Origin of the sequence: Plantibacter sp. Leaf1 (genome assembly GCF_001421315.1) — a bacterium.
Taxonomy (GTDB): Bacteria; Actinomycetota; Actinomycetes; order Actinomycetales; family Microbacteriaceae; genus Plantibacter.
Map to the genome: position 1 here is coordinate 550,057 of NZ_LMJX01000003.1, position 10,831 is coordinate 560,887.

12 protein-coding genes and 1 pseudogene are annotated in these 10,831 nt (G+C 70.6%); 9 read left to right on the forward strand and 4 right to left on the reverse strand.

Translation table 11 applies throughout. The features are described 5' to 3' along the window. Both ASE44_RS16375 and ASE44_RS16380 read left to right on the forward strand, forming a co-directional pair. Nucleotides 1–446, forward strand: a 446-nt coding sequence (locus ASE44_RS16375) for a pyrimidine dimer DNA glycosylase/endonuclease V (RefSeq protein WP_235522670.1), incomplete at its 5' end; no start/stop codon positions are given. 86 nt (nucleotides 447–532) lie between these two features. Then, nucleotides 533–811 (forward strand): YdeI/OmpD-associated family protein, encoded by a 279-nt coding sequence (locus tag ASE44_RS16380; RefSeq protein ID WP_082456161.1) that lies wholly within the window; start codon nucleotides 533–535, stop codon nucleotides 809–811. A 13-nt stretch (nucleotides 812–824) separates the two neighbouring features. On the opposite strand, the gene ASE44_RS16385 is transcribed toward ASE44_RS16380, so the two are convergent. Then, on the reverse strand, nucleotides 825–1,475 hold the full coding sequence (locus tag ASE44_RS16385) for a hypothetical protein (RefSeq protein WP_056781876.1): 651 nt from the start codon (nucleotides 1,473–1,475) through the stop codon (nucleotides 825–827). 167 nt (nucleotides 1,476–1,642) lie between these two features. On the opposite strand from ASE44_RS16385, the gene ASE44_RS16390 reads away from it, so the two are divergent. After that, entirely contained in the window at nucleotides 1,643–2,683 is a 1,041-nt protein-coding gene (locus ASE44_RS16390; RefSeq protein ID WP_056012224.1) for an LLM class flavin-dependent oxidoreductase, read from the forward strand. Between the two features lie 36 nt (nucleotides 2,684–2,719). Here the strand turns inward: ASE44_RS16390 and ASE44_RS16395 are convergent, their stop codons facing one another. Next, complete coding sequence (locus tag ASE44_RS16395) at nucleotides 2,720–2,992, reverse strand: protealysin inhibitor emfourin (RefSeq protein WP_056012221.1); 273 nt, start codon at nucleotides 2,990–2,992, stop codon at nucleotides 2,720–2,722. A 41-nt stretch (nucleotides 2,993–3,033) separates the two neighbouring features. After that, nucleotides 3,034–4,149: a M4 family metallopeptidase gene (locus ASE44_RS16400; RefSeq protein WP_056781878.1), complete on the reverse strand. Its 1,116-nt coding sequence runs from the start codon at nucleotides 4,147–4,149 to the stop codon at nucleotides 3,034–3,036. Nucleotides 4,150–4,300: 151 nt separating this feature from the next. Between ASE44_RS16400 and ASE44_RS16405 the strand changes: the two genes are divergently transcribed. The 5 genes from ASE44_RS16405 to ASE44_RS16425 all read left to right on the forward strand — a co-directional run bounded on the left by ASE44_RS16405 (nucleotide 4,301) and on the right by ASE44_RS16425 (nucleotide 9,140). Beyond that, nucleotides 4,301–5,464 (forward strand): LLM class flavin-dependent oxidoreductase, encoded by a 1,164-nt coding sequence (locus ASE44_RS16405; protein ID WP_056012214.1) that lies wholly within the window; start codon nucleotides 4,301–4,303, stop codon nucleotides 5,462–5,464. Continuing rightward, nucleotides 5,461–6,090, forward strand: a complete 630-nt coding sequence (locus ASE44_RS16410; protein WP_056781879.1) for an FMN reductase — start codon at nucleotides 5,461–5,463, stop codon at nucleotides 6,088–6,090. The genes ASE44_RS16405 and ASE44_RS16410 overlap by 4 nt, the downstream gene beginning before the upstream one ends. Before the next feature lie 140 nt (nucleotides 6,091–6,230). Beyond that, nucleotides 6,231–7,016 carry a hypothetical protein gene (locus ASE44_RS16415; protein WP_056781880.1) on the forward strand — a complete coding sequence of 262 codons (786 nt, stop codon included), beginning with the start codon at nucleotides 6,231–6,233 and terminating at the stop codon, nucleotides 7,014–7,016. Between the two features lie 102 nt (nucleotides 7,017–7,118). Beyond that, entirely contained in the window at nucleotides 7,119–7,388 is a 270-nt protein-coding gene (rpsO, locus tag ASE44_RS16420) for a 30S ribosomal protein S15 (RefSeq protein WP_056012204.1), read from the forward strand. A gap of 264 nt (nucleotides 7,389–7,652) precedes the next feature. Beyond that, on the forward strand, nucleotides 7,653–9,140 hold the full coding sequence (locus tag ASE44_RS16425) for an amino acid permease (protein WP_056012201.1): 1,488 nt from the start codon (nucleotides 7,653–7,655) through the stop codon (nucleotides 9,138–9,140). Nucleotides 9,141–9,284: 144 nt separating this feature from the next. On the opposite strand, the pseudogene ASE44_RS18295 reads toward ASE44_RS16425, so the two are convergent. Then, nucleotides 9,285–9,770, reverse strand: a pseudogene (locus tag ASE44_RS18295) (DedA family protein); the annotation flags it as partial. A 117-nt stretch (nucleotides 9,771–9,887) separates the two neighbouring features. On the opposite strand from ASE44_RS18295, the gene ASE44_RS16430 reads away from it, so the two are divergent. Next, the gene (locus ASE44_RS16430) at nucleotides 9,888–10,808 is read left to right on the forward strand and encodes an NADP-dependent oxidoreductase (RefSeq protein ID WP_056781881.1); all 921 of its coding nucleotides are present in this window, start codon (nucleotides 9,888–9,890) and stop codon (nucleotides 10,806–10,808) included. Nucleotides 10,809–10,831: the final 23 nt, after the last annotated feature.

Sequence of the window (10,831 nt, forward strand, 5' to 3'; positions counted from 1 at the left end):
GGCAGGATGGAGGGATGCGTCTCTGGTCGATCCATCCGCGGTACTTCGACGCCCAGGCGGTGACGTCGTCCTGGCGCGAGGGGTTGATCGCCCAGCGGGTCCTGGCTGAGCCCGGTTCGAGTCTCCGCTCGCACCCGCAGCTCCAGCGCTTCCTCGAGGCGGAGGAACCGCTCGAAGCCGTCGCCGCCTATCTCGGCGGTGTCGCCGACGAAGCGGGGGCGCGCGGCATGGACCTCGACCGCTCGCGCATCATCGCCGCAGGGTCTCTGCGGGGGCCGCTCGTCGTGACGGACGGTCAGCTCGACTACGAGTGGGGCAACCTGCGCCGCCATCTCCTCGAACGGAGCCCGGACGTCGCGGCCCGGTGGGCGAGGGTCTGGCGTCCCCAGCCCCACCCGGTGTTCGTCGTCGTGGGCGGGGGCGTGGCCGCCTGGGAACTCGCCTGAGGGTTCGCCGCCCGAAGACCGGACTCCCGAAGCCGATCGGAGCCCGGTCCCTCGACGGCCGCCATCCGAGCCGCTAGCGTGGCCGCATGGGCAGACACGCTGATGTGGGAGACGCGCCGCTCGCGGCGACCGGGACGGTCGTCCGGTTGCGGCCCGACCTCGAGCAGGCGCTCCACGACGCCGGTCGGCTGGCGTTCTTCCGCGGCCTGCCGAACAGCGCGCAGCGGGAACTCGCGCAGTGGGTGGAGCGGGCCACCGATGTGGCGCGGGAGGGACGGATCGAGGAGGTCATCGAGCTCCTCGAACTCCGCGCCGTCGAGCTGCGGACCGCGCTCCCGGCGGCCGCTGCCGGCCGTCGACGCTGAACCGCGTCCGCGCTCAGAAGCCGAAGTCGCCTCCACCGCCGAAGTCGCCACCGCCACCGAAGTCGCCGCCGCCTCCGTCCGCGAACCCTCCATCGCCCCAGCCGCCGGCAGTCGGGTCGGCTCCGGCGTCGACAGCCGCCCCGTCTGACGCTCCGGCCTCGCCTCCGCCCTGATCGGCGCCGGTGGCATCCGCCCCGGCGTCGGTGCCGACGGTGTCGGGGATGAACGCCTGCGCGATGGCCGAACCGACGACGACCCCGGCGATCGTGCCGAGCATCGAGCTGGCGAGCATCCCACCGAAGCCCATGCCACCTCCCTGCGGGCCGAGGTTCCGCTCCAGCGTGCCCGGCTGACGCATCTCGGCGCGGGTGGCGGAGAGCGCGAGGGCTTTCGGGGAGTCGTTCGCAGGCGCCTCACCCGTGGGAGCGTCCTCGGACAACTGGCGGAAGAGGATGCCCCGCTGCTCGGGGGTGAGTTTCGTGAACGCCTCCTCGTGGACCTGCTCGATGGTCTCCGGCGGAGCAGTGCGCAGGAGATAGCGGTATCGCTCGACGGCGACCTCGTCCGGCGTCCTGGTCGTCGCAGATGCCCTCCGGCCGTCGTCCGTCGCCTTGGCAGGTTCGCCGGACTCGGGGCGTCCGAGCAGTCGATCGAGGAATCCCATGGTGTGCTCCTTCGCAGTGGCGGGCGTCCAGCGTACGCGCCGGATGTCGGCTCCGGCTTGGACCGTGCTGAGAATCCGCCGGTCGCGCCGTCGCGGAATATGTCGCGCCCTCCGGACGCTGCACCCTACGCGCCTGTCGCCGTTCGGCAGCGCGACGAAAGGTGAACATGCGACTCTCGATACTGGACCTCATCCCCGTCCGCACCGACCAGGACACCGCGGCGGCACTCGCCGCGACGATCGCCCTGGCGAAGCGCGCCGACGAGCTGGGGTACCACCGGTATTGGGTGGCGGAGCACCACAACATGCCGTCCGTCGCGTCGACCAACCCCGCGGTCGTGATCGGCATCCTCGCCGCCGCGACGAAGCGGATCCGGGTCGGCTCCGGTGGCGTGATGCTCCCGAACCACGCGCCGCTCGTCGTCGCCGAGCAGTTCGCGCTCCTCGAGGCCTCGGCACCGGGCCGCATCGACCTCGGCCTCGGACGCGCCCCGGGCAGCGACCCGGTCATCTCCGCCGTCCTCCGCCAGTCCGGCAACACGAGCGACGTCGACCGCTTCCCGAACAACGTGCAGGACATCGTCGCCCTCCTCGGGGTCGACGGTGCCAGTGTCCGCATGACCTCCGGCGAGGAGTACGCCCTCCGCGGCACGCCGAAGGCAGGGAGCGTGCCCGACGTCTGGTTGCTCGGATCCAGCGACTACTCCGCGGCGCTCGCCGCAGCCCTCGGCCTGCCCTACGTCTTCGCGCACCACTTCTCCGGCCAGGGGACGGCTCGCGCCCTCGAGCTCTACCGCTCGAGCTTCCAGCCCTCGGCGCTCCTCGACGCCCCGCGCACCTTCCTCACCGCGAACGCCGTCGTGGCCGACACCGCGGAAGAGGCCGAGGCCCTCGCCCTGCCGAACCTCCAGCAGATGGCCCGGCTGCGCTCGGGCAAGCCCCTCGGGCCGATCGCCACCGTGGAGGAGGCCGCGACCGCCGAGCAGAGCGACCTCGAACTCGGCTTCGTCGAGCAGATGCGCGCCGCCTGGATCATCGGCGACGCCGACCGCGCCGCGAGCGAGCTGCAGGGGCTCGCCGATCGTTTCGGCGTCGACGAGGTCATGGTGTCGCCGGTCGGATCGGCACGGGAGGGCACTCCCGCGAACTCGGCACCGGCCCGTGAACGGACGATCGAACTGCTTGCAGAACGGTTCCCGCAGCACTGACGGACGCGCGGTCCGCCCGAGGGTGGACCGCTGCCGTCACTCGTGAGGCGGTTGCGCCGCGCGGACCCGCTCGACGAGTTCCTGCCAGGGACCGGTGAGTTGCCGTTCTCCGAGCGTCGCCTCCTTGGGCGCACACCGGATGCGGTAGACGTAGCGGTCGGGCAGCGGTGGTCCCTGCGGGGCGTCGTCCCACGGCAGGCCGTCGAGCAGCACGATCCAGGTGTCGACGTCGGGTTGGTCGTCGACGACGACCTCCCATTGCCGCGTCATCCCCGCGACGCCGCCGCTCCTCGTGACCGTGACCTTCATGCCGCGATGCTACTCCGCGGGCATGATCGCCACCATCGTGCTCAGTCGGCCGGGACGATCCCGACGCGTGCCCAGGCCGCCTCGAGTTCCGTCCGCTCCTCGGAGTCGGCACCGAATCGTGAGGTCGCCGCGGTGATCGAGGCGGCGGCGAAGGTGCCGAAGTCCGTGCGTTCGGCGAGCCCGCCCGTGAGCGTGTCGTACCAGACGCGTCCGGCGCGCTCCCAGGCGTTACCGCCGAGGGCGACGGCGTATGTCGCGAACGCGCGGTTCGGGATGCCCGAGTTGAGGTGGACGCCGCCGTTGTCGTCGGTCGTCTCGATGTAGTCGTCGAGATGGGCCGGCTGCGGGTCCTTCCCGAGGACGTCGTCGTCGTAGGCGGTGCCGGGGGCGAGCATGGAGCGCAGGGCGTTCCCCTCGACCTCGTCGGTGAAGAGTCCTTCGCCGATCAGCCAGGACGCCGCGGCAGCGTCCTGGCCGCGGGCGTGCTGTTCGACGAGGGCGCCGAAGACGTCGGAGACGTGTTCGTTCAGGGCGCCCGACTGTCCCTCGTAGGTGAGGTTCGCCGTGTACTGCGTGACGCCGTGGGCCAGCTCGTGACCGATGACGCTCAGCGAGCTGGTGAAGCTCCGGAAGACCTCGCCGTCGCCGTCGCCGAAGACCATCTGTTCGCCGTTCCAGAACGCGTTGTCGTAGTCGTCGCCGTAGTGCACCGTCGCGAGCAGCGGCAGCCCGAGGCCGTCGATGGAGTCCCGCGCGAACGCTTCGGCGAAGAGGGTGTGGGTGTCGCCGAGTCCCTCGTAGGCGGCGGTGACCGCGGCGTCCGTCGTGGCCGGATCGCCCTCCGACCGCACCAGCGTGCCGGGAAGCGTCTCGGAGCGCTCCGCGTCGAAGATGGAGCGTCGCGGGGCGGAGACGGCCCCTCGCTCCGTCGTCGCACCGCGCGCGGGCCCCGACGCCGTCTGCGGCGCAGTGCCCGGCTCCGGGAACCGGTACGGGCGGGTGGCGAGGAGGGAGTACCGGGCGGCGCTCGCGGCGCGCGCCAGGCGCGGGGTGTCGAGCTCGGCGATCCGCTCGAGCAGCCAGGGTGGGACGATCCCGCAGACGTGCTGCGGACGAGGTGTCGACGGGCCGGAGTCGGGGTGTGTTGAGCCGTTCATGCGGCGATCCTGCCACAGGCCTCCGACATGGGACAGGGGTCCCGCACGACCGCTCGGCGATGTTCTCCCGGCGCGTGGGAATAGTGCGGTGGTTCGCCTCGTTGTGCTGAATATCCATGCAAACGCATGGAAGAATCTGTGGGAGCGCATCATGCAATTCGGAATCTTCACGGTGGGGGATGTCACCACCGACCCGACCACCGGGGTCACGCCCACCGAGCACGAGCGCATCGAGGCCATGGTCGCGATCGCCCTCAAGGCGGAGGAGGTCGGCCTCGACGTCTTCGCGACCGGCGAGCACCACAACCCGCCGTTCGTCCCGTCGAGCCCGACCACCATGCTCGGCTACATCGCCGCGAAGACCGAACACCTGATCCTCTCGACGAGCACCACCCTGATCACGACGAACGACCCGGTCAAGATCGCCGAGGACTACGCCATGCTGCAGCACCTCGCCGGCGGCCGCGTGGACCTCATCATGGGCCGCGGGAACACCGGTCCGGTCTACCCCTGGTTCGGCAAGGACATCCGCGAGGGCATCAACCTCGCCATCGAGAACTACGCCCTGCTGCACCGGCTCTGGCGAGAGGACTATGTCGACTGGCAGGGGCAGTTCCGCACCCCGCTCCAGGGCTTCCAGTCCACGCCGCGTCCGCTCGACGGCGTGCCGCCCTTCGTCTGGCACGGTTCGATCCGGAGCCCCGAGATCGCCGAGCAGGCGGCCTACTACGGCGACGGCTTCTTCGCGAACAACATCTTCTGGCCCAAGGAGCACTACATGCGCCTGATCCAGCTCTACCGTCAGCGCTTCGAGCACTACGGGCACGGCACGGCCGAGCAGGCCATCGTCGGACTCGGAGGGCAGGCGTTCATGGCGAAGAACTCACAGGACGCCGTGGCCCAGTTCCGTCCGTACTTCGACAACGCGCCCGTGTACGGGCACGGCCCGACGCTCGAGGACTTCACCGAGCAGACGCCCCTCACCGTGGGAAGCCCGCAGCAGGTCATCGACCGCTACGCCTCGATGCGTGACTCGTTCGGGGACTACCAGCGACAGCTGTTCCTGATGGACCACGCCGGTCTGCCGCTCGGAACGGTGCTGGACCAGCTCGAGATCCTCGGCGGCGAGGTCGTGCCCGTGCTGCGCAAGGAGTTCGCGAAGGACCGTCCGGCGACCGTGCCGGAGGCTCCGACCCATGCGTCGATGGTCGCAGCGGCGGACGCCGAGCTCGCCTCGCGCTCCGGAGCCGTCGAGACGAGCCACGCCGACGCCGGCTCGGCGTTCGGTCGCGCAGCGGTCGGGGTCGGACGATGACGGGCGCGCGCACGCTCGCGGTCGTCTCCGCCGGCCTGAGTCAGCCGTCGTCCACCCGACTGCTCGCGGACCGGCTCCGCGACGCCACCGTCGCACAGCTCGAGCGTGACGGCCACACGGTCGAGACGACGTCGATCGAGCTGCGCGACCTCGCGCAGGACATCACGAACAACCTCCTCACGGGGTTCCCGAGCCCCAGGCTCTCGGCGGCCGTCGAAGCGATGACCGGCGCGGACGGCGTGATCGCGGTGACGCCGATCTTCTCGTCGAGCTACTCGGGCCTGTTCAAGTCGTTCTTCGACATCGTCGAACCGACGGCACTGACCGGGGTGCCCGTCCTCCTCGGTGCGACCGGAGGGTCGGCCAGGCACTCGCTGGCGCTCGAATACGCGGTCCGGCCTCTGTTCGCCTACCTGCGTGCCGTCACGGTCCCGACGGCCGTCTTCGCGGCGTCCGAGGACTGGGGCTCCGGCGAGGCGCACGTGAGCGCGCTGCCGGAGCGGATCGAACGGGCGGCGGGCGAGCTCCGTGCCCTCGTCGCGGCGTCGGACCGTTCGGGCGGGCGCGACGATCCGTTCGCCCTCGGTCGCCCGTTCTCCGAACTGCTCGGAGGCCTCGGCGCCTGAGCGCCTCGGAACGGCCTGACGCGGGCGGAGGCCGGACCACCCGGCCTCCGCCCGCGTCGTTCCCAGGTGGTGGACCGACGTCTTTGGGATACTGGTGGGGAGCGTCGCCGTCCGGCGGTGCCGGAGGGGATGGTGGCCAGGTGATCTCCGGAGCCCGTCGGATCGGTCGGACCCTGTGGCGTACGCCGCGCGTGGTCGGTGTCGCCGTCGCGGCCCTGTTGCTCGGCTCGGCCCTCGTCGCGGCTCCGCTCGCCGCCACCCCGGCGGTCGCCGCGGCCGCTGGCACCATCGAGAGCCCTGCCGACGGCGACACCGTCTACCGGGTGGACTACACGCTCGAAGGCGACCAGGTGAGCGGCTTCGACGTCACGGGGACCGCCCAGCCGGGGGCCGACGTCGTGCTGTCCTACTGGCGTTCCATCGACCTGTACGACGCGGCCAAGCCCTGCTTCAGCGCCTCGACGTCTGACGACGATGCGTGCAAGCTGCAGGCGACCGGGGAGACCGGCGCGACGGAGTTCCGCTTCGACGGGCAACCGATCGAGGTCGGCTCGGACGGCGGTTGGTCCACGAGGATCAACATGACCCAGTGGTTGCGCGGTGCGGATGCGGGGGAGTACGACATCACGCTGGCCCTCGTGTCCACGAACGACGGCGGTGGCGCCACCCTCGGTGATCCGGTCCGCCTGGTCTACGACTCCACCACCACGGCCGAGGCGGCAGCCGCCGCCGGTGAGCCTGCGCCGACCGCCGGAGCCGGTCCGCCGGTGTGGGTCTGGCTGCTCGTCGCCTTCCTCGTCCTCGACCTCATCGCGCTCGCCCTCATCCTCGTCCTGCGCCGCCGACGCCGGGCCACCGCGGTCGAGGCGGAGGAACGGCTGAACGCGAAGCGCCGGACGACCCATCGCGAACCTCCGCCGCTCTGAACCTGCTAGAATCACAAGGTTGCCGTCGAACGGCCGCGGATCAAGAGAGCCCACGCATCAGGCGACGGGCACCGCGCAACGAACAGAGAGGGGATCACCACTATGGCGCTTGAAGGAGACCGTAAGAAGGCGATCATCGAAGAGTACGCAACCCACCCAGGTGACACCGGATCCCCCGAGGTCCAGGTGGCGGTCATGACCCGCCGCATCAAGGACCTCACCGAGCACCTCAAGGAGCACAAGCACGACCACCACTCGCGTCGTGGTCTGCTGCTCCTGGTCGGACAGCGTCGCCGCCTCCTCGGCTACCTCCAGGCCGTCGACATCGAGCGTTACCGCTCGCTGATCGAGCGCCTCGGACTCCGCCGCTAGGCAGCACCTCTACCCCTTCCAGCGCATCGGGACCCCGGTCCCTGAGCCTGTCGAAGGGCGCTGACACCGCGAGCTTCTTCGTGACGGGCCGTCATCCATTCGGATGGCGGCCCGTTCGTGTGTCACCGCCCGTTCGTGTCCGCCGGGGAGCCGTCACCTGGAGGAAATCCCACTTCCGACTCGACCCCGGGCCGCTCATCTGGCAAGGTCGAGAGTCGGCTTCGCGCGAGGCCACGGCAGCACCGCACCACGGCAAGGAGCACCATGAGCATCTGGCGGACGAAGAGCATCGAGGACTCCCTCGCGGACTCGGGGATCGAAGGGCGCAGTCTGAAGCGCACGCTCGGCACCTGGGACCTCATGATCATGGGGGTCGCGGTCGCCGTCGGCGCCGGGATCTTCTCCGTCGGGGCCAAGGCCGCCGGCAACTACGCCGGCCCCTCGGTGTCGCTCGCCTTCATCCTCGCGGCCGTCACCTGCGCGTTGGCCATCATGTGTTACGCCGAGTTCGCCTCGACGGTGCCCGTCGCCGGTTCTGCCTACACCTTCACCTACGCCACGCTCGGTGAGCTCCTCGCCTGGATCATCGGCTGGGACCTCATCCTCGAGATGCTCACCGCCGCGGCGGTCATCGCCAAGTACTGGGGCATCTACCTGAGCAACGTGTTCCTCCTCTGGGGCTGGGACGTCCCGAGCGAGCTCGACGTCTTCGGGCTCAAGGTGAGCTGGGGCGCGTTCGTCATCGTCGCGATCTTCACCACCCTGCTCGTCCTCGGCACGAAGCTGTCCTCACGCGTCGCGAGCGTCTTCACGATCATCAAGGTCGCGATCGTCATCTTCGTCATCGTGGTCGGCGCGTTCTACGTGAAGGCGGCGAACTACACGCCGTTCATCCCCGCCGAGGTCCCGACGAAGGGCGGGGCGTCCGACACCTGGTCGCAGTCGCTGTTCTCCTTCATGACGGGCGCGGCACCCGCGCAGTACGGGGTCTTCGGTCTCCTCGCGGGAGCGTCGCTCGTGTTCTTCGCGTTCATCGGCTTCGACGTCGTGGCGACGAGCGCGGAAGAGGTCAAGAACCCGCAGCGCAACCTGCCCCGCGGCATCTTCGGTGGCCTCGCGATCGTCACCGTCCTGTACGTCGGCGTCAGCCTCGTGCTCACCGGCATGGTGCCCTACACGACCCTCGCCGAGGCGGAGGACCCGTCGCTCGCGACCGCCTTCATCGCGGTGGGCGCCGACTGGGCCGCCCAGGTCATCTCGATCGGCATCCTCGCCGGCCTCACGACGGTCATCATGGTGCTGCTGCTCGGGCTCGCCCGCGTGGTCTTCGCCATGAGCCGCGACGGCCTGCTGCCCCGATCCCTCAGCGTCACCTCCGAGAAGCGCAAGACGCCCGTGCGGGTGCAGCTCATCGTCGGTGCCCTCGTCGCGTTGATCGCCGGGCTCACCGACGTCGGCGTGCTGGAGGAGATGATCAACATCGGAACCCTCTCCGCCTTCGTGCTCGTCAGTATCGCGGTCATCGTGCTCCGGAAGAAGTACCCGAAGCTGCCGCGCGCGTTCCGTGTCCCGTGGTCGCCGTTCCTGCCGATCCTCTCAGCGGTGCTCTGCGTCTGGCTCATGCTCAACCTGACGACGCTCACCTGGGTGCGGTTCCTCGTCTGGCTGGCGCTCGGCTTCATCATCTACTTCGCCTACAGCCGCCGGCACTCCATCGTCGGCAAGAAGGCTCGGGGCGAACTCGTCGAGTGAGGCTCGCGCTCGTCGCCGTCGGGCGGCCAGGGCTGCGCTGATCCGATCGACGGCCACACCGAGGCCGACGGCGACGACGATCGAGACGGCGGTCGCCAGCACCGGCTGGTCCGGGAGGAAGCGACCGACGACGGCTCCGACGCCGACGTTCCACAGCGCCCAGGCGAGCCCCGCGAGGACGGTGATCGGGAGGTACCGACGGGGACGGAGCCCGCTCGCCCCCGCGACGAGGTTGACCGCGATGCGCGCGAAGGGGATGTAGCGCGCGGTGAGGATGGCTGCAGCGGCGCGGCGCTCGAGCGCGACGCCCGCACGGGCGATGGCACCGGCGACCCGTGGACGCCGCATCCAGGCGAACCGCGTGGTCCCGATCCGTCGTCCGAGGAGGTAGCAGGACACGTCGCCGGTCACGGCCCCCGCCCAGGCCACACCGACGAGGAGGGCGAGGTCCGGCGATCCGCTCGACGCCGAGATCGCGCCGAGCGCGGTGACCGCGGTCTCGCTCGGCAGGATGACGAGGAAGGCGTCGGCGACGGTGAGCAGGTACAGCGCCGGGAACACCCAGCCCGACGCGGCGATCTCGAGCAACCACGCCGTGATCGCCGTCTGCACCGCATCGACCCATCCCATGTCCGCGATTCTCGCTCGGCCGGGTGAACGGCGCGTGACGTCCCGAGTGGCCGGGGTGGTCGTCACCCGGGAAGCGTGTGAGCATGGAGGTCGGCGAAGGCCTGCGAAGGAGACATCATGGCGAGGTTCGTGCGATTCGACCGGTTCGGAGGCCCCGAGGTGTTCCACCTCGTCGAGGGCGACATCCCGGTGCCCGGTCACGACGAGGTCCGCGTCCGTGTGCTCGTTGCAGGCCTCAACCCCGTCGACCACAAGCTCGCGGCATCACCTGAAGCCCTCGCCTCATTCGGCCGGGACGTCCCGAGCGGGAACGGCAACGACTTCGCCGGCGTGGTGGACGGCCTCGGGAGCGGCGTGCAGGGGTTCGCGACGGGTGACCACGTGTACGGCGGACACCGGTTCCACGCGCAGGCGGACTTCCTCATCGCCCCGGCCGGCATTCTCCACCACGTGCCCGACGGGCTCACCATCGAGCAGGCCGGCGCGCTCGACATCGCCGGACGGGCGGCGATCGCGTCGGTCGACGCCGTCGGCGTACAGCGGTCGGACACCGTGCTCGTGAGCGCGGCGGCCGGCGGGGTCGGCGTGCTCGCGGCGCAGCTCGCCCGCCGGCGCGGTGCGGTCGTGCTCGGCACCGCCGGTGCGGCCAACCAGGAGTTCCTCCGCGGTCTCGGCATCATCCCCGTCCAGTACGGCGACGGTCTCCGCGAGCGCGTCCTCGAGGCCGCACCCGGCGGGATCACCGCCGTCATCGACACCCACGGACGGCCGACCCTCGAGCTTGCGCGCGACCTCGGTGTCGCTCCGGAGCGGGTGAACACCATCGCCGACCGCCCCTTCGCCGCCGAACACGGCTTCGGCGGCGTCGGCGGGCAAGCGGCGACGCAGACGGAGCTCGCGCAGCTGGGGCGGTGGATCGCGGAGGGGGAGATCGTGCTCCCGATCGACAGCGTGTGGCCGCTCGAACGGGTCGTCGACGCCTACCGCCATCTCATCGACGGTCACGTCCGCGGGAAGGTCGTCCTCGTCACCTCGTGACGTCGCGGCGGGACCCGGTCGGG

Excerpts from the sequence above, each read along its gene's own strand:
- ASE44_RS16380 (WP_082456161.1), top strand. The coding sequence starts at position 533 with ATGGGCAGACACGCTGATGTGGGAGACGCGCCGCTCGCGGCGACCGGG.
- ASE44_RS16385 (WP_056781876.1), bottom strand. The coding sequence starts at position 1,475 with ATGGGATTCCTCGATCGACTGCTCGGACGCCCCGAGTCCGGCGAACCT.
- ASE44_RS16390 (WP_056012224.1), top strand. The coding sequence starts at position 1,643 with ATGCGACTCTCGATACTGGACCTCATCCCCGTCCGCACCGACCAGGAC.
- ASE44_RS16395 (WP_056012221.1), bottom strand. The coding sequence starts at position 2,992 with ATGAAGGTCACGGTCACGAGGAGCGGCGGCGTCGCGGGGATGACGCGG.
- ASE44_RS16400 (WP_056781878.1), bottom strand. The coding sequence starts at position 4,149 with ATGAACGGCTCAACACACCCCGACTCCGGCCCGTCGACACCTCGTCCG.
- ASE44_RS16405 (WP_056012214.1), top strand. The coding sequence starts at position 4,301 with ATGCAATTCGGAATCTTCACGGTGGGGGATGTCACCACCGACCCGACC.
- ASE44_RS16410 (WP_056781879.1), top strand. The coding sequence starts at position 5,461 with ATGACGGGCGCGCGCACGCTCGCGGTCGTCTCCGCCGGCCTGAGTCAG.
- rpsO (WP_056012204.1), top strand. The coding sequence starts at position 7,119 with ATGGCGCTTGAAGGAGACCGTAAGAAGGCGATCATCGAAGAGTACGCA.
- ASE44_RS16425 (WP_056012201.1), top strand. The coding sequence starts at position 7,653 with ATGAGCATCTGGCGGACGAAGAGCATCGAGGACTCCCTCGCGGACTCG.
- ASE44_RS16430 (WP_056781881.1), top strand. The coding sequence starts at position 9,888 with ATGGCGAGGTTCGTGCGATTCGACCGGTTCGGAGGCCCCGAGGTGTTC.